This is a genomic window from Seohaeicola saemankumensis (assembly GCF_042678485.1).
GTDB lineage: Bacteria > Pseudomonadota > Alphaproteobacteria > Rhodobacterales > Rhodobacteraceae > Seohaeicola > Seohaeicola saemankumensis.
The window spans coordinates 404702-421603 of record NZ_JBHTKR010000005.1 but is presented as its reverse complement, the minus strand read 5'-3'; the positions used below and the strand labels follow the sequence as shown (position 1 = coordinate 421603).

13 protein-coding genes are annotated in these 16902 nt (G+C 63.9%); 3 read left to right on the top strand and 10 right to left on the bottom strand.

What is annotated here, in order from left to right; translation table 11 throughout:
- Positions 1 to 4: 4 nt before the first annotated feature.
- Positions 5 to 1714 (bottom strand): ABC transporter permease, encoded by a 1710-nt coding sequence (locus ACFQ3C_RS14355; RefSeq protein WP_380793164.1) that lies wholly within the window; start codon positions 1712 to 1714, stop codon positions 5 to 7.
- Between the two features lie 30 nt (positions 1715 to 1744).
- On the bottom strand, positions 1745 to 2977 hold the full coding sequence (locus ACFQ3C_RS14350) for an ABC transporter substrate-binding protein (RefSeq protein ID WP_380793162.1): 1233 nt from the start codon (positions 2975 to 2977) through the stop codon (positions 1745 to 1747).
- Positions 2978 to 3152: 175 nt separating this feature from the next.
- Here ACFQ3C_RS14350 and ACFQ3C_RS14345 point away from each other — a divergent pair, with 175 nt between their 5' ends.
- Positions 3153 to 6365, top strand: a complete 3213-nt coding sequence (locus ACFQ3C_RS14345) for a 2Fe-2S iron-sulfur cluster-binding protein (protein ID WP_380793160.1) — start codon at positions 3153 to 3155, stop codon at positions 6363 to 6365.
- A 10-nt stretch (positions 6366 to 6375) separates the two neighbouring features.
- Here ACFQ3C_RS14345 and pncB read toward each other — a convergent pair whose 3' ends face one another.
- Positions 6376 to 7668: a nicotinate phosphoribosyltransferase gene (gene pncB / locus ACFQ3C_RS14340; RefSeq protein ID WP_380793158.1), complete on the bottom strand. Its 1293-nt coding sequence runs from the start codon at positions 7666 to 7668 to the stop codon at positions 6376 to 6378.
- Between the two features lie 62 nt (positions 7669 to 7730).
- Positions 7731 to 8327, bottom strand: a complete 597-nt coding sequence (pncA, locus tag ACFQ3C_RS14335; RefSeq protein ID WP_380793156.1) for a bifunctional nicotinamidase/pyrazinamidase — start codon at positions 8325 to 8327, stop codon at positions 7731 to 7733.
- Positions 8328 to 8436: 109 nt separating this feature from the next.
- On the opposite strand from pncA, the gene trhO reads away from it, so the two are divergent.
- Complete coding sequence (trhO, locus tag ACFQ3C_RS14330) at positions 8437 to 9351, top strand: oxygen-dependent tRNA uridine(34) hydroxylase TrhO (RefSeq protein ID WP_380793154.1); 915 nt, start codon at positions 8437 to 8439, stop codon at positions 9349 to 9351.
- 73 nt (positions 9352 to 9424) lie between these two features.
- On the opposite strand, the gene ACFQ3C_RS14325 is transcribed toward trhO, so the two are convergent.
- Complete coding sequence (locus ACFQ3C_RS14325; RefSeq protein ID WP_380793152.1) at positions 9425 to 10639, bottom strand: MFS transporter; 1215 nt, start codon at positions 10637 to 10639, stop codon at positions 9425 to 9427.
- Positions 10640 to 10777: 138 nt separating this feature from the next.
- Between ACFQ3C_RS14325 and ACFQ3C_RS14320 the strand changes: the two genes are divergently transcribed.
- On the top strand, positions 10778 to 11383 hold the full coding sequence (locus tag ACFQ3C_RS14320) for a CDP-alcohol phosphatidyltransferase family protein (RefSeq protein WP_380793150.1): 606 nt from the start codon (positions 10778 to 10780) through the stop codon (positions 11381 to 11383).
- Between the two features lie 4 nt (positions 11384 to 11387).
- On the opposite strand, the gene ugpC is transcribed toward ACFQ3C_RS14320, so the two are convergent.
- The 5 genes from ugpC to ACFQ3C_RS14295 form a co-directional block, all read right to left on the bottom strand.
- Positions 11388 to 12389: a sn-glycerol-3-phosphate ABC transporter ATP-binding protein UgpC gene (gene ugpC, locus ACFQ3C_RS14315; protein WP_380793148.1), complete on the bottom strand. Its 1002-nt coding sequence runs from the start codon at positions 12387 to 12389 to the stop codon at positions 11388 to 11390.
- A complete protein-coding gene (ugpE, locus tag ACFQ3C_RS14310; protein ID WP_380793354.1) occupies positions 12390 to 13226 on the bottom strand; it encodes a sn-glycerol-3-phosphate ABC transporter permease UgpE in 837 nt (278 codons plus the stop codon).
- A 17-nt stretch (positions 13227 to 13243) separates the two neighbouring features.
- On the bottom strand, positions 13244 to 14125 hold the full coding sequence (ugpA, locus tag ACFQ3C_RS14305) for a sn-glycerol-3-phosphate ABC transporter permease UgpA (protein ID WP_380793146.1): 882 nt from the start codon (positions 14123 to 14125) through the stop codon (positions 13244 to 13246).
- A 105-nt stretch (positions 14126 to 14230) separates the two neighbouring features.
- Positions 14231 to 15541, bottom strand: a complete 1311-nt coding sequence (ugpB, locus tag ACFQ3C_RS14300) for a sn-glycerol-3-phosphate ABC transporter substrate-binding protein UgpB (protein WP_380793144.1) — start codon at positions 15539 to 15541, stop codon at positions 14231 to 14233.
- Between the two features lie 280 nt (positions 15542 to 15821).
- The gene (locus tag ACFQ3C_RS14295) at positions 15822 to 16841 is read right to left on the bottom strand and encodes a zinc ABC transporter substrate-binding protein (RefSeq protein WP_380793142.1); all 1020 of its coding nucleotides are present in this window, start codon (positions 16839 to 16841) and stop codon (positions 15822 to 15824) included.
- Positions 16842 to 16902: the final 61 nt, after the last annotated feature.

The following is a 16902-nucleotide window of genomic DNA, read 5'->3' as shown; positions in this document are numbered from 1 at the left end:
CTGTCTACACCCTTTCCAGAACACCGCGCCGGTTGCGCCAGATCAGTGCCGGCAGCAGAATGGCGATCATGAACCCCAGCAGCGGCAATAGTGTCTGCGACAGGGCATAGACACCGATCAGCCTGCGGTCACCCCCTGATGACAGGGCCACCGCCTCGGTCGTGAGGGTGCTGACCCGCCCCATCCCGATCAGCAGCGTCGGCAGATACTGCCCGACCGACACGGCAAATCCCACCGCCGCCGCCGTCAGAACGGGCCGCATCAGCATGGGCAGGCGTACACGCCACAGGATGCGGTTTGCATCTGCCCCCAGGCTTGCCGCCACCAGACCCTGCCGCACATCCCAGGCGCGCCAGGGATCGGACAGCGACAGAAACACATAAGGCAGCACGAACACCACATGCGCCGCAATCACGGCTGCCCGCGCACCGCCGATCCCGGTGCCTATGGCAAGCGTCTGAAGCCCGATCAGAAAGGTCGCTTGCGGCACCAGCAATGGCAGGTAGAGCAGCCAGAGCGCGCGGCGCGTCTGGCGCAGGCCAAAGCGATACTCGGCCTCCAGGCAGGCGAGGGTCAACGCCATGCTGATGGCCGTGGCCGAGACGCCGATCATGACGGTTTCCAGCGCGGTGCCCGTCACCGTCGCGGATTGGCGTGTCCAGTTGCGCAGGGTGAACTGATCCGGCAGCAGATCCGGAAAGGTCCAGAACCCAGCGACGGACCAGACCGCCAGGCCCAGGATCCCCAGCCCGACGGCCAGGGTCATGGTCAGCGCCAGCCCCATCGACGCGGCGCGCACCGCCCTTTCGGCGGCCAGCCGATGACCGCCGCGCACCCAGGCGGTGCCCAGCCGCGCGGCCAGATGCTCGCCTGTCCGCCACAGCAGCAGGACGCCGAGCACCAGCGCCAGTTGCAGCATTGCCCCGGCAGCGGCCTGAAACCGCAGGCTCAGGTCAGGATCGGAAAGCCAGTCAAGCACCTGCACCGAAAGGGTCGAAGGCCGTGTGGGGCCCAGGATCAGCGCCACGTCGATCACCGAACAGGAATAGGCCAGCACCGCGTAGACCGGCAGGCGGATCTGCGGGTAAAGCCGCGGAAAGACCGTCAGGATCCATCCCGCCATCCGCCCGTACCCCATGGTCTGCGCCACAAGAACCGAGCGGCGCGCAGGCACCTGACCCAAAGCCGCCAGGGTCATGAGCAGCAGAAACGGCACCTCCTTGATCACCAGCCCGGCCATCAGCGACAGGCCCCAGGCGTCTTGCGTGATCAGGATATCGGGCGGCTGGTTCCAGCCCGTCGCCCAGGGCGACAGCGCCCGTGCGATCCACCCGGACGGCGCGATCAGGAACGCCAGGCCAAATGCCGCCGCCGCATGGGGCACCGACAAAAGCGGCGAAAGCGCGCGTTCGATCAGCAAGAAGGCGCGGCTGCCCTGCCAGGCGGCGCAGATCAGCACCGTGATGACAAGCGAGATCACCGTGGCGCCCAGACCGGTGAAAAGGCTCAGCCAGATCGCGTCCGGCAATCCCGGCCAGGCCAGAAGCGCCCGCCAGGGATCCAGTGACACCGCCGTACCCCCAAGGGCCGGAAACCAGCCAAAGCCGGGCGCCATGACGCCCAGCATGCCCGCTGCCACCGGCACAAGCAGGATTGCGATCGTCAGCCGTGGGGCCTGTCGCAGCCAATCGCGCTGGATGGTTTCCGGTTTCATCGTCTGATCCCGCACCGGATCGGGAGCACCTCAGCGGGCAACGCCGAAGCGCGCGTCCCAATCCGCCGCGATGCGCTGCATCCAGCTGGGATGCGGCTCGGGCAGGGCAGGGCCAAGGTCTGCGGGCGACAGGGTGGCGATCCCCAGATCAAGGGCTGCAAACCGGGCTGCATCTTCCGCCGGCAGCTTGTGCATCGCCAGCACGGTGGGCGTGCCCATCACGGCCGCATCCTGCTTGTGCAGCTGCGCCTCGACCGACATCAGGTAGTTGGCCACCACCATCGCGCCCGCCTTGGCATTGGCGTTGACCGGGATCGCCAGGAAACTGGCATTTCCGATGGTGCCGCCGTCAAGTACCAGGCTTCGTACCGTGTCGGGCAGTTCGAAATTCGCGATCGCGGCCGATGCCTCGCCAGGGCTGAAGGAGATGGCGATGTCGATTTCATTGTCGGCCATCAGCTGGCGCTGGGCGGGGCCATTCTGCGGATAGGCTTGCCCCTGTCGCCACAGATGCGGCGCAAGCGCCTCGATGTAGGCCCAAAGCGGTGCCGTGACCGCATCGTAATCCGCCTGATCGACCGGCGCATAAAGCGGGGCGGTATCGGTGACCAATCCCAGAAGCGCCTGTTTCAGGAAGGTCGTGCCCAGGAAATCGGGCGGTTGCGGATAGGTGAAGCGACCGGGGTTCGCGCGCGCCCAGTCCAGAATTGCCGGGATCGTGCGCGGCGGTTCCGTGACCCTTGCGCTGTCATAGTAGAAGACCACGCGCGCCATGCTCCACGGTGCTTCCAGCCCTTCGACCGGCACGGTGAAATCCTCGACCAGCGCCGGGTTCGCGACCGGATCGACCAAGGTCCAGTTCGGCAGGTCCTCGGCCCATGGGCCGAACAGCAGGCCGTTTTCCTTCATCGCGGCAAAGTTGGCGCCGTTGATCCAGATCAGGTCGATCGACCCGCCTTCGGTGCGCCCAGCCGCCTTTTCGTTCAGCACCGTCGATACGGCGGTTGCGGTATCCGACAGCTTCACATGTTCCAGCGTGACGCCGAATTGTGGCTGCACCTGCTGGCCGGCCCAGGCGATATAATCGTTGGTGCGCGGATCGCCGCCCCAGGCGTTCCAATAGACGGTCTGCCCGCGCGCCTCCTCCAGGACCGCGTCCCATGTCTTGGGATCGGGATCGGCGGATACGGGCAGGGCAAGGCCCGTGACAAGTGCGGCGGCTGTGGCAACGGCTGTTGCGGCGACGGTCAGTCTGGCGATCATTACGGGTCTTTCTGGTTCAGGGCGCTGGTGGTGTTACGGTTCGACAAACACCGCTGTGCGGCTTTTCGTCAACCTCGGGCATTACACATTTTCGTAGAGTGTCGCGCCCCTGGCCCTTTACAGCCGCCTGCCATTCGCCTTGACTGACCGCAGGACAAGGCCGGGGGAGGGGCTGATGGGATTGCGCTTTTTCTCGGACCGGAACAGGCCGGTGCACCTTGGCCCCTATCCGCTGGAACGGTTGGCGCGGCAGGACACACCGTCCGATCCGGCAACCGTGCCGCCGATGCCAGCGCTGGACTTCCGCCGCCCTGACGCGCCCCGGAGCATCGTCAACGCCATGGGCGAATACCAGGCGATGCTGGATGCGATCCGCGACGGGTTGGTGAACCGGGCGCAGGCGGCTATTCCGCCCGATCCGCGCGAGCGGGCCAACCACCTGAAGGCTTTCGGCTATTTTTCCGATGCGTCGATGGTGGGTATCGGTCCGGTCCCGGTCGGGGGGCTGCTGGATCAGCCCCGGCGCAACCCCGATATCGACCGTCTGGCCCATGATCTGAAAACGCGCCAGACCAAGACGCTGGCCTCGGGGATCGACATGATCATGGCCGATCTCAAGGAATCCATGGAGGCCCCGCCGCGCGGCATCGCGGGGCACCACACCGCGCTGGTATTTATATACGAGCATCACCGCGACCCCCGCCCGGATGAGGCGGGCGCGGATTGGATCACGGATGCACAGGCGCATCGCGCCTGTCTGCGCGGGGCCGAAACGGCCGTGGTGCTGGCCAATTACATCCGCCTTCTGGGTTTCGACGCCTGCGCGCACAGCTACACCACTTCGGATGTGGATCTGCACCGGCTGGCCGTCGCCGCTGGCCTTGCCACGGTCGAGGGTGGCGATCTGGTGGCCCCTTGGCTGGGCACGGGTTTCGGGCTGGCGGCAGTCACCACGGATATGGACCTGACCCATGATCGCCCGCTTGCCCCGATGGCGCAGCAGCCATGGTTTCGCACGCAGGGCCCCGCATGGTGGCTGGGCAAGGGCACGGCCAAATCGGCGCTGAACCGCGATCCCTTCCGTCGACGTGATTACGCGATGGGCGCGCATCCGTTCGAAGACCTGAAACGCGTGGACACCCCCACGACCTATATCGACGAGGCGCGCGTGGCCCGCGTACCCAAGCGCGCCGATCTGTTCGCCCGCGCGCAGTTCGGCGACATGGGCAAAGCGGTGCAGAAAGGGGCGACCGGCGGGCATTACGTGCGCAAATCCGCGCCCAGTTCCGCGCAACGCCGCGTGTTGGGGGCTTTCGTGCTGTTGCAGGATGGCGCGCCCGCAGCGGAAAAGACCCGCCTTGATCCGCAAGACGCCGCCGATCTGGTCAAGGCCGCCTCCTATTTCCTTGGTGTCGATGCGGTGGGTATCTCGCGCTGCCCGGATTGGGCCTGGTATTCCCATGACGCGACCGGCACGCCGATTGATCCGCCGCATGATCAGGCGATCAGCATGATCATCGACCAGGGCCATGAGACGATGGAGGGCGCATCGGGCGATGATTGGATCAGCGTTGCCCAATCCATGCGCGCCTATCTGCGGTTCTCGCTGCTGGGCGGCGTCATCGCGCAACAGATCCGCAACCTGGGTTACAAAGCCAAGGCCCATAGCGTCATGGATGGCGAGGTGTTGCAGCCGCCCTTGCTGCTATTGTCCGGTCTGGGCGAGGTCAGCCGCATCGGCGAGGTGATCCTGAACCCATTCCTTGGCCCGCGCCTGAAATCGGGCGTCGTGACGACCGATCTGCCCATGGCGCATGATCGTCCGATCGACTTCGGATTGCAGCGTTTTTGTGAATCCTGCAACAAATGTGCGCGTGAATGCCCTTCAGGCGCAATCACCGCTGGCCCCAAGCTGATGTTCAACGGCTATGAGATCTGGAAATCCGACAGCCAGAAATGCGCGACCTACCGGATCACCACGCCCGGCGGTGCGATGTGCGGGCGCTGCATGAAGACGTGCCCCTGGAACCTTGAGGGGCTGTTTGCCGAGGCGCCCTTCCGCTGGGCTGCGATGAACCTGCCCGCCGCCGCGCCTGCGCTGGCGCGGCTGGATGACGCGCTGGGCCGGGGCGGTCTGAACCCGGTCAAGACATGGTGGTGGGATCTGGAGATCGAGGAGGATGGCGGCTATCGCCCCACCCGCCACCCGGTGAACCGGCGCGATCTGCAAAAGGATCTGAAACTGCGTTATGCGGATCAGACATTGGCCGTCTATCCCGCGCCACTGGCCCCGCACCCCTGGCCCTATCCCGCACCGATGGACCGCGAGGCGGGCATTGCCGCCTACAAGGCGATGATCCCGGCGCAGGACTACCGCGCGCGGCTGGCGCAGGGCGACGACAGCCATGTGCATCGCTATGTCGTGCCGCAGGATGCCCCGGTGATCGAGGTGCGCGTGTCGCGGGTCGAACGCATGACGCCGGATGTGACGAAATTCGAATTCATGGCGCCCGATGGCAGCGATCTGCCGGAATGGACGGCAGGCGCGCATCTGGATATCGTCGTCGCCCCCGAATTCCTGCGGCAATATTCGATGTCGGGCGATCCGGCGGACCGGTCGACATACCAGATCGGGGTGCTGCGCGAGGATGGCGGGCGCGGCGGCTCGAAGCTGATGCACCGCATCTTCACGCCGGGGCGGCGGGTCTTCATCTCGAAACCGATCAACCATTTCGAACTGGTCGAAGATGCGGAAAAGACCTTTTTGATGGGGGGCGGCATCGGGATCACGCCGATGATCGCCTTTGCCCACCGGCTGCACGCGCTGGGGCGCGATTTCAGCTTGCACTATTCCTGTGCCAGCCGCGCGGCGGCCGGGTATCTTGACGATCTGGCCGCCGCACCCTGGGCGGAACGGGTGCATCTGCATGTCTCGGATGAAGGCACGCGCGCCGATCTGGATGCGGTGCTGGCCGGTTACAGGCCGGGCTGGCATGTCTATACCTGCGGGCCGGTCCGCTACATGGATGCGGTGATCGACGCCGCCACCCGGAAGGGCTACCCCGACCCGGCGCGGCATCTGGAATATTTCACCCTGCCCGAGGTGCCGGACTACGTGAACCATCCCTTCACCCTGCGGCTGGTCCGGTCCGGGCGCGACCTGACGGTTCCGGCAGATCGCAGCGCCACGGATGTTCTGGCTGCGGCAGGTGTGCATGTGGATGTGAAATGCGACGACGGGCTATGCGGCGTCTGCCGCTGCCGCCTGATCGCGGGCGAGGTGGAGCATCGCGATTTCGTACTGTCCAAGGCGCAGCGTCAGGATACGATCATCCTGTGCCAAAGCCGTGCCGCCGACCCCGACGGCGTGATCGAGATCGACCTGTGATCGCGCCCTTTCAGACCACGACATCCATCGCCTGCTGTTCACCCACGCCGAAGATGCGCTTGTAGCGCTCGATCTCATCCTTCGGCCCCATCGCCTTGTTGGGGTTGTCCGACAGCTTGACGGTCGGGTGGCCATTGGCCGACACGGCTTTGCAGACCAGGCTGAAGGGCGCCAGCGCATCATCCTTGACCAGTCCGCGAAAATCATTGGTGAGCAGCGTGCCCCACCCGAAAGAGGGGCGCACGCGACCGGCGAACTGGTTCTGCAATTCGGCGATCTTCTGCACGTCCAGCCCGTCCGAGAAGATGACCAGCTTCTTGCGCGGATCCTCGCCCCGGCTTTTCCACCAGGCGATGGCGGTTTCAGCCCCGGCCGCAGGATCGCCGCTGTCGATGCGGATACCGGTCCAGCCGGCCAGCCAATCGGGGGCGTTCTGAAGAAACCCGCGTGTGCCATAGGTATCGGGCAGGATGATCCGCAGGTTGCCGTCATGTTCCTCGTGCCAGTCGGCCAGCACGCGGTAGGGGGCCTCGCGCAGGGCCGCGTCATCTTCGGCCAGGGCGGCATAGACCATCGGCAGCTCATGGGCATTGGTGCCGATCGCCTCGATATCGCGCTTCATCGCGATCAGGCAGTTCGAGGTGCCGACGAACTTGTCGCCCAACCCTTCGATCAGCGCCTGAACGCAACGATCCTGCCAGAGATATGAATGCCGCCGCCGCGTGCCGAAATCGGCCAGGCGCAGCCCATCCACCTCGCGCAGCGCCTCGACCTTTTCCCAAAGCTTCGTCATGGCGCGGGCATAAAGCACCTGCAATTCGAACCGGCCCATGGTGTTCAGAACGGCGCGGCCGCGCAGTTCCATCAGCACGGCGAGGGCGGGGATCTCCCACATCATCACCTCGGGCCATTTGCCTTCGAATGTCAGCTCGTACTGGTCGCCCTTGCGCTCCAGATGGTAGGGCGGCAGGCGCAGCGCTTCGAACCATTCCATGAAATCGGGGCGGAACATCTGCCGCTTTCCGTAAAAGGTATTGCCGCGCAGCCAGGTGCTTTCGCCGCGTGTCAGCGACAGCGACCGGATGTGATCCAGCTGCTCGCGCAATTCACCCTCGTCGATCAGTTTGGCCAGCGGCACATGCGAGGACCGGTTGATCAGGCTGAAGGTCACCTGCGTGTCGGGCTTGTTGCGAAACACCGACTGGCACATCAGCAGCTTGTAGAAATCCGTGTCGATCAACGACCGCACGATGGGGTCGATCTTCCAGCGGTGGTTCCAGACGCGGGTGGCGATATCGACCATGAGATGGCTCCATCAATGTGCATGGCCGTTAAAGCAAAGGCAGGGGCAGGTGGCAAGCGGCGTCACGCCAGCCTGACACCCGCCGCGCGCATGGCGTCAAGGGCCGCGTCCATGGATCCGTTCAGGTCGATGGCGCGGCACAGATCCAGCCGCACGGTCACGTCAAAGCCCAGGCGCGCCGCATCCTGCGCCGAATAGGCGACGCAGAAATCGGTGGCCAGACCCACGAGCGTTAGATGGGTGATGCCGCGTGTCTTCAGATAGCCCTCCAGCCCGGTGGGGGTGCTGCGGTCATTCTCGAAGAACGCGGAATAGCTGTCGATCTCGCGGCGGAACCCCTTGCGGATGATCAGATCGGCGGGATCGGTGTGCAGCCCGGGATGAAAGGCGGCACCCCTGCTGCCCCAGACGCAATGGTCAGGCCACAGGACCTGCGGGCCGTAAGGCATCTCGGTCAGGTCATAGGCGGCCGCGCCGGGATGTTCGGACGCAAAGGACATGTGATCCGCCGGGTGCCAGTCCTGTGTCAGGACCACGCAAGGGATCTGCTGCATCAGTGCGTTGATGCCCGGCACGATCACATCGCCCTCGGGCACGGCCAGCGCGCCGCCGGGGCAGAAGTCGTTCTGCACGTCGATCACGATCAGGGCATGGGTCATGGGCGGGCCTCCTCTTGCAGGTTCAGGGGTAGGGCGCGATGCGCCGCGCGTCAATGTCGCGCGGCACCAAGTCTTGCACGACGCGGGCGTCAGGCGTAAATCGCCCGGCATGTATACCGTTGCCGCCCTCTATCACTTCACCCGGTTCGACGATCCCGCCGCGATCAAACCCGCGCTGGCGCAGCTGTGCTGCGCGCAGGGCGTGACGGGCACGTTGCTTCTGGCGCGTGAGGGGATCAATGGCACCATCGCGGGCAGCCGCGATGCGATAGATGCGGTGCTGGCCCATATCCGCGCCCTGCCGGGCTGTGCCGATCTGGAATGGAAGGAAAGCAGCGCAAGCCAGCCCCCCTTCGCCCGGATGAAAGTACGCCTGAAGCGCGAGATCGTGACGATGGGCCAGCCCGATGTCGATCCGCGCGCCCGCGTCGGCCATTACGTCGAACCCGCCGAATGGAACGCACTGATCACCGCGCCCGATGTGGCCGTGATCGACACGCGCAATGATTACGAGGTTGCCATCGGCACCTTTCAGGGCGCGGTTGATCCCGAAACCGCCAGCTTCCGTGATTTCCCCGCATGGTGGGAGGCAAACAAGCACCGCTTTCACAACAAGCGCATCGCGATGTTCTGCACCGGCGGCATCCGCTGCGAGAAAAGCACGAACTACCTGCTGGGTCAGGGGGTCGAGGATGTCTATCACCTCAAGGGCGGCATCCTGAAATACCTTGAGGAGGTGCCGCAGGACCAAAGCATATGGCAGGGCGAATGCTTTGTCTTCGACCGGCGTGTTTCGGTCGGCCATGGCCTGAAGGAAGGGCCGCATCTGTTGTGTCACGCCTGCCGCCGCCCGATCCTGCCCGAGGATCGCGCGCATCCCGCTTTCGAGGAAGGCGTCGCCTGCCATCACTGCGTGGACGAGACGACGGATGAGGACAAGGCGCGCTTCCGCGAGCGTCAGAAACAGATCGCACTTGCCCGCGAAAGGGGCGAGGCGCATCTGGGCGGCGTCACCGGGCTTTGATCCCTTGGAATCTTGAGTATTTGAAGAACGATGAAGGGGCAGTTCGCCCGCAGCTTCGTCCGCAGCTTCGTCTTCAGGCAGGCGCCATCCGCATGGCGCGGCGTGACCGGGTCAGGATCAGCAGGATGATCCCGATATTCAGGACATTCCAGGCGATCCCGTTGATGAAGGCCATGTGATAGCTGCCGGTCAGGTCATAGATCCAGCCGGACATCCAGCCGCCGATCGCCATCCCGATGATCGTCGCCATGATCACGAAACCCACCCGCGCCCCGGCCTCGCGCGCGGGCATGTATTCGCGCACGATCACCGCATAGCTGGGCACGATCCCGCCCTGGCTGAGGCCGAAGACAAGGCTGACCATATAGAGCGATACCAGCCCCCCGGCGGGCAGATACAGAAACAGCGCCAGACATTGCAGGCTTGATCCGATCAACAGTGTCATGACCCCGCCCAGCCGGTCGGCCAGCAGACCGGAGATCAGGCGCGACACCACGCCCCCCATCAGCATCAGCGACAGCATCTCGGCCCCCACGGCGGGGCCGTAGCCCAGATCGACGCAATAGGCCACGATATGCACCTGCGGCATCGACATGGCGACGCAGCAACCGATGCCGGCCAGACCCAGCAGCCACATCAGCGTCCGGGGCGAAAAGCCTGCCGACCGGGCGCGCGCCGCGGTAATGCTGTCCGAATGCGCGCTCGCCTCGAGCGGCACACGCGCGCGCAGGAACATCGACAGCGGAATGACTCCCGCCACGGTCACGACAGCCAGCACCACATAGACCGCACGCCAGCCATGATCGGCCAGAACGCCTGACAGCAGCAGCGGCCAGATCGCGCCGGACAGGTAATTGCCGCTGGCGGCAATCGCCACGGCAATGCCGCGCCGCTTCAGGAACCACAGCGAGACATCGGCGATCAGCGGCCCGAAACTGGCGGCCGTGCCGAAGCCGATCACCAGTTGCAGGAATGACAGCGTCCAGACCGATCCCGCCACGCTCGCCAGGGCAAAGCCGCCGCCGATGGTCAGCGCCGATACGGACAGCGCAACGGTGATCCCGAAGCGGTCCACCGCACGCCCGATCACCAGGTTGCCAAGGGCAAAGCCGATCATTGTCAGCGTATAGGGCAGTGATGCATCGGCGCGGGCGGTCTGAAACTCGGCCTGCATGGCAGGCATGATCACTATGATCGCCCACATGCCCACATTGCCGATCATCGCGATCAGAAGGGACACGCCAAGGCGGATCCAGGAATAGCGACTGTCGAGTGCGTCAATGCCCATGGCGCGACGCTAGCCCCGGTTTTCAGGCTTGTATAGGGTGCATACGACCTATCGGTGACGCAAATGTGTGGCGCAGGGCAAGACAGGGGCATGGGCTGCGGTGTAGGAAACAGGATCAGCCACAAGGGACCCGCCGCCATGATCGACGCCTTTATCCTGCCCGCGCAACGCCGCCTGTTGCAGCCGCTGGCCCAGGCGCTGCATCGCCGCCGCGTGACGGCTGACAGGATCACGCTGGCGGGTTTCGGCATCGGCCTTCTTGCTGTGCCCGCGCTGGCGCTGGGATGGTTCGGGCTGGCGCTGGCGCTGATCCTGCTGAACCGTCTTGCGGATGGGCTTGACGGGGCGGTGGCCCGGATGGGTGCGCCCACGGATCGCGGCGCTTTTCTGGATATCGCGCTGGATTTCGTTTTCTACGCCGTGGTGCCGCTTGGCTTTGCGCTGGCCGATCCTGCGGCCAATGCCTTGGCTGCCGCCGTGCTGATCGCGGCCTTCGTGGGCACCGGGTCCAGCTTTCTGGCCTTTGCGGTGATCGCCGCCAAACGCGGCATGCGGGCCGAGGATTATCCCACCAAGGGCATCTTCTACCTTGGCGGCCTGACCGAAGGGTTCGAAACCATCGCCCTTTTCGTCGCCATGTGCCTGTGGCCCATGCTTTTCGGGCCGCTTGCCTATGTCTTTGCGGCCGCCTGCGCCTTGACTACGCTGACGCGCTGGTGGCAGGGCTGGCGCGCCTTCGGCTAAGCGATCAGATCCGCTTGCCGTCCTCGCCGAAGACCATCATCGCGGCATCATGCCAGCCCAGCCACAGATCGGTGCCTTCCGACGGCAGGGGCAGGTGGCCGCCCTGGCGCACTGTGATCAGCTGACCGTTGGGCAGCCGCAGATGCACCAGCGTTTCCGCGCCCAGCGCCTCGCAATAGGCAACGCGGGCCTGCAGGCGCGTGGGGCTGTCGGTCAGCTGGATATGCTCGGGCCGGATGCCCACGGTCTTGCCCAAGGATACACCTACGCTGCCCGCCGGCATGAAATTCGTGGCAGGCGAGCCGATGAACCCTGCGACAAATTCGGTCTGCGGGTTCTCGTAGACCTCCAGCGGCGCGCCGATCTGGTCGGCCACGCCTGCGTTCATCACGATCATCCGATCGGCCAGGGTCATCGCCTCGACCTGGTCATGGGTGACGTAAAGCGATGTCACGCCCAGTTCGCGCTGCAACTGCTTGATCTCGAGCCGCATCTGCACGCGCAGCTTGGCGTCAAGGTTCGACAGCGGCTCGTCGAACAGGAACACGGCGGGCTTGCGTACGATGGCGCGGCCCATGGCCACGCGCTGACGCTGCCCGCCCGACAATTCGCGCGGCTTGCGCTGCAGATAGGGCTCCAGCTGCAACAGCTTGGCGGCGGATGCCACACGCGCCGCGATCTCGTCCTTGGGCGTCTTCGCGATCTTCAGCCCGTAGGCCATGTTGTCGAAGACCGACATATGCGGGTAAAGCGCGTAGTTCTGGAACACCATGGCGATGTTGCGTTCCATCGGCTCGGCCTCGTTGACGCGCTTTTCGTCGATGCGGATCTCGCCGCTGGTGATGCCTTCCAGCCCGGCCACCATCCGCAGCAGCGTGGACTTGCCGCAGCCCGACGGCCCGACGATCACGATGAATTCGCCATCCTTCACGTCGATGTCGACGCCGTGGATCACATCGGTCGCGCCAAAGGATTTGCGCACGTTATCAAGGGTCAGGGTCGCCATTTATTTCTCGCTATCAACAAGGCCGCGGATGAAGAGTTTCTGCATCGAGATCACCACGATCACCGGCGGCACCATCGCCAGGATGGAGGTCGCCATGATCACTGGCCAGTCGGCCAGATCGTCGCCCGAGGGGAACATCTGCCGGATCCCCATGACGATGGTGTTCATCGACGGATCCGTGGTGATCAGCAGCGGCCAGAGGTACTGGTTCCAGCCATAGATGAACAGGATCACGAACAGCGCCGCGATGTTGGTGCGGCTCATCGGCAGAAGGATATGCCAGAAGAACTGCATCGGGCTTGCGCCATCCACGCGCGCGGCCTCTGTCAGCTCATCCGGTACGGTCAGGAAGAACTGCCGGAACAGGAAGGTCGCCGTGGCGGATGCGATCAGCGGAAAGATCAGCCCGGAATAGCTGTTCAGCATCCCGAAACTCGCGATGACCTCGTAGGTGGGCACGATCCGCACCTCGACCGGCAGCATCAGGGTCAGGAAGATCAGCCAGAAAAACACCGTCCGCCCCGGAAAGCGGAAATAGACGATGGCAAAGGCCGATGTCAGCGAGATCACGATCTTCCCGATCGTGATCCCCAGCGCCATGATCAGCGAATTCAGCATCATCATCGCCACGGGCGCGTTCACGCCGGACAGCAGCGCCTTGCTGTAATTCTCGAAGAACTGGTCGCCCGGCAACAGGGGCATCGGGGGGCGCACGATTTCGGGTTGGGTCACGGTCGAGGCGACAAAGGCCAGCCAGATCGGGAAGAAGATGAACAGGACACCAATGATCAGACCCAGATGGGTCAGCCAGTGGCCAAGGCCGCGTTTCTCCACCATGCCGCGTTGTTCGGACATCAGTAATGCACCCTGCGTTCGATGAATTTGAACTGGATCACGGTCAGCAGGCCCACAAGCACCAGCAGGATCACCGACTGCGCTGCACTTGATCCCAGGTCCTGGCCGACGAAACCGTCGGAATAGACCTTGTAGACCAGGATCGTGGTGGCCTGTTGCGGCCCGCCCGCCGTGATCGTGTGGATCACGCCGAAGGTCTCGAAGAAGGCATAGACCACGTTGACGACCAGCAGAAAGAAGGTGGTGGGCGACAGCAGCGGCCAGACGATGGTGCGGAACCGCGTCCAGAACTTCGCGCCGTCGATGGCGGCCGCCTCGATCACCGAGCGCGGGATTGCTTGCAGCCCGGCCAGGAAGAACAGGAAGTTGTAGCTGATCCGCCCCCAGCTTGAGGCGACAACGACAAGGCCCATCGCCTCGGCCTCGTTCAGCACATGGTTCCAGTCATAGCCCAGAAGGCCAAGATACCAGGCCACCACGCCCACGCGCGTGTTGAACATGAACATCCACAGCACGCCTGCCACGGCCGGGGCCACGGCATAGGGCCAGATCAGAAGCGTGCGATAGGTGCCCGAGCCCTTGATCAGCCTGTCGGCCAGGATTGCCAGGTACAGCGCCACGCCCATCGACACCACGGTCACAAGGCCCGAGAAGATGGCCGTCGTGACAAATGAGGCCCGGTAATAGGGATCACCCAGCAGGTATTCGAAATTGCCCAGACCCACGAATTGCGTCTTCAGCCCGAAGGGATCGGGCACGAACATCGACTGCCAGATCGCCTGACCCGCCGGATAGAAGAAGAAGATCGCGGTGATCACGATCTGCGGCAGAAGCAGCAGGGCGGGCAGCATCCAGCCCTTGAAGATGACGCGTTTTTCCATGCGGGGGTATCCGGTTCAGATCAACGGGGACGATACCATGGGACGGGCCGTGGTGAAAGAAAACGGCCCCCGATCTTGCCGGGGGCCGTTTACATGGCTTGCGCCTCAGCGGTTGGCCTGCTCGAAGCGGCGCAGCAGCTGGTTGCCACGCTCGACGGCGCTGTCCAGTGCGGCCTGTGCGGTCTTCTGACCGGACCAGACGCCTTCCAGCTCTTCGTCGATGATCGTGCGGACTTGGTCGAAGCCGCCCAGGCGCAGACCCTTGGAGTTTTCGGTCGGCGTGTTGCGGGTCATCTGGATGCCCGCGATTTCCGTGCCGGGGTTGGCGTCATAGAAGCCCTGCGATTTGGTCAGCTCGCCCGCAGCGGTCGTGATCGGCAGATAGCCGGTATCCTGGTGCCACTTGGCCTGCACCTCGGGCGAGGACAGGAAGTTCAGGAAGGCGGCAACGCCGTTGTATTCCGCTTCCGGCTTGCCTTCCATGATCCAGACCGATGCGCCACCGATGATTGTGTTCTGCGGCGCGGCCTCGGCTGCTGTCCAATAGGGCAGGTGGCGGATGTCGAAGGCGAACTGCGCCTCGGCCTTCACGCCGGCATAGCCTGCGGAGCTTTCGGTAAAGAGCGCGCATTCCCCGCCGCGGAAATTCGCCCCGGCTTCGTTGCGACGGCCGGCGTAGATGAATTTGCCCTCCTGCGCCCATTTACCCAGTTGGTCGATATGCGCGACCTGCAGCGGGCCGTTGAAAACCAGCTCTGTGTCCAGACCGCCAAAACCGTTTTCCTTGGTGGCAAAAGGCACGTCATGATAGGCCGAGAAGCTTTCCAGATGCACCCAGCTTTGCCAGGACGTCGTGTAGGGGCAGGTGACGCCCGCATCCTTGAGTTGGGTCAGAACCGCGTCCCATGCGTCCCATGTCGACAGGTCGACATCGGGGTCGATGCCGGCTTCGGCCAGCTTGTCGCGGTTCACATAGAGAACCTGGGTCGAGGAGTTGTAGGGAAAGGACAGCATCTGGCCATCGGAATTGGTGTAATATCCGGTGACAGCAGGGATATAGGCATTGGGGTCGAAGGTCAGGCCAGAGGCTTCCATCACTTCGTAGACCGGCTTGATCGCGCCGGATGCGGCCATCATCGTGGCGGTGCCGACCTCGAAGACCTGCAACAGATGGGGCTGTTCACCGGCACGGAAGGCGGCGATCCCTGCGTTCAGGGTTTCGGAATAGTTGCCCTTGTGGGTTGCCACGACCTTGTAGTCGGACTGGCTGGAATTGAAGAGCGCGACCTGCGCGTCCAGCAACTCTCCCAGGCGGCCGGTGAAAGCGTGCCACCACTGGATTTCGGTTTGCGCCGATGCGGCGGTTCCCCAAGCCATGGATGCAACCAGGGCCAGGTTCAATGTCTTGATTTTCATGTCGTCCTCCCAGACGTTTCATGGTTCTGATTGTGCCGCCTGCGGTATGGACCCGAAAACAAGCCCGCGCCGAAGCGAACATTACTGAAACGATACGAAAGGATTGGGCCGAAGCGCCCAAGCAAGTCAAGCGCTTTTGGATCGCGCGATCTGCGCGTGTACAAGGTTCTACCGTCATCCTGTATCATGATGCGCTGGCTAAAGGCGCATTGTAACGGTCAGGTGAAGCCTTCGTGCAAATGTTCGATATTTTTCGCCTTCGTGCGAAATTCTTTACCGATCAGCCGTCAAGACAGGTCACGAAGGATGCCGCCATGGCGCGCATCATCTGCGGATAGAGGTCCGGCCCCGGTGCAAGATCCTGCCCCAGCGGATCCAGCAATCCGACCTGTGCCGTACCGTCAAAGACCGTATCGATCAGGCGCTTGTCGAATTGCGGTTCGGCAAAAACACACCCCGCGCCCATGGTGGCGACGGCCTCGCGCAGTTCGGCGATTCGACCCGCGCTGGGGGCGCTGGCATCGCTGAAGGTGATGGATCCCGCCGCGCCCAGATCAAAGCGGCGCTCGAAATATTGGTAGGCATCGTGGAAGACCACGAAGCCCTTGTCTGACAGCGGCGCGAGGCTGGCTGCGATATCGGCCTGAAGCGCATCGATATCTGCCTGACCCTCGGTGGCATTGGCGGCATATGTCGCCGCATTTTCGGGATCGAGACGCGACAGTTCCGCCGCGATGACGGAAAGCCAGAGGCGGGCGTTCACCGGATCCAGCCAGACATGGGAATCAGCGCCCGCATGGTCATGCCCCTCATGGTCATGCGCCGCCTCATCGGCTTTCCCGGCGTGGTCGTGATCGTGGTCCCCATCCTTCGCATGATCATGGCCGTGGTCGTGGTCATGATCGTCCTCGGCATGGTCATGATCGCCAAAGGTCGCGCCTTCGCGGTAGTCGTGCAGGATCGTTCCCTCGACCGCCATCAGTTCGATCTGGTTCGCATCTTCGGCCAGCGACGCGATCGGCCCTTCCAGCCAGGGGGTCAGCGCCTCGCCGACCCAGACGACAAGATCGGCCTCGTTCAACGCCCGCGCCTCGGAGGGGCGCATCGCATAACCATGCGGCGAGGCGCCGGGCTGCACGATCAGTGCAGGTTCTCCCAGATCACCCATCACCTGTGCCACCAGCGAATGGATCGGCGCGATATCGGTCGCGACCCGCGGCACCTCGGCCAGGGCGGCAGAGGACAGCAGCGTGGCCATCAGGCCGATCGAAAAGGGGGCAGGGCGAAACGCGGGGCGCATGGGCGATTCCTCGGTTGGAGACAGAACGCCATCTGCTCTAGTCGATATGTTATAACATTGC

Excerpts from the sequence above, each read along its gene's own strand:
- ACFQ3C_RS14355 (WP_380793164.1), bottom strand. The coding sequence starts at position 1,714 with ATGAAACCGGAAACCATCCAGCGCGATTGGCTGCGACAGGCCCCACGG.
- ACFQ3C_RS14350 (WP_380793162.1), bottom strand. The coding sequence starts at position 2,977 with ATGATCGCCAGACTGACCGTCGCCGCAACAGCCGTTGCCACAGCCGCC.
- ACFQ3C_RS14345 (WP_380793160.1), top strand. The coding sequence starts at position 3,153 with ATGGGATTGCGCTTTTTCTCGGACCGGAACAGGCCGGTGCACCTTGGC.
- pncB (WP_380793158.1), bottom strand. The coding sequence starts at position 7,668 with ATGGTCGATATCGCCACCCGCGTCTGGAACCACCGCTGGAAGATCGAC.
- pncA (WP_380793156.1), bottom strand. The coding sequence starts at position 8,327 with ATGACCCATGCCCTGATCGTGATCGACGTGCAGAACGACTTCTGCCCC.
- trhO (WP_380793154.1), top strand. The coding sequence starts at position 8,437 with ATGTATACCGTTGCCGCCCTCTATCACTTCACCCGGTTCGACGATCCC.
- ACFQ3C_RS14325 (WP_380793152.1), bottom strand. The coding sequence starts at position 10,639 with ATGGGCATTGACGCACTCGACAGTCGCTATTCCTGGATCCGCCTTGGC.
- ACFQ3C_RS14320 (WP_380793150.1), top strand. The coding sequence starts at position 10,778 with ATGATCGACGCCTTTATCCTGCCCGCGCAACGCCGCCTGTTGCAGCCG.
- ugpC (WP_380793148.1), bottom strand. The coding sequence starts at position 12,389 with ATGGCGACCCTGACCCTTGATAACGTGCGCAAATCCTTTGGCGCGACC.
- ugpE (WP_380793354.1), bottom strand. The coding sequence starts at position 13,226 with ATGGTGGAGAAACGCGGCCTTGGCCACTGGCTGACCCATCTGGGTCTG.
- ugpA (WP_380793146.1), bottom strand. The coding sequence starts at position 14,125 with ATGGAAAAACGCGTCATCTTCAAGGGCTGGATGCTGCCCGCCCTGCTG.
- ugpB (WP_380793144.1), bottom strand. The coding sequence starts at position 15,541 with ATGAAAATCAAGACATTGAACCTGGCCCTGGTTGCATCCATGGCTTGG.
- ACFQ3C_RS14295 (WP_380793142.1), bottom strand. The coding sequence starts at position 16,841 with ATGCGCCCCGCGTTTCGCCCTGCCCCCTTTTCGATCGGCCTGATGGCC.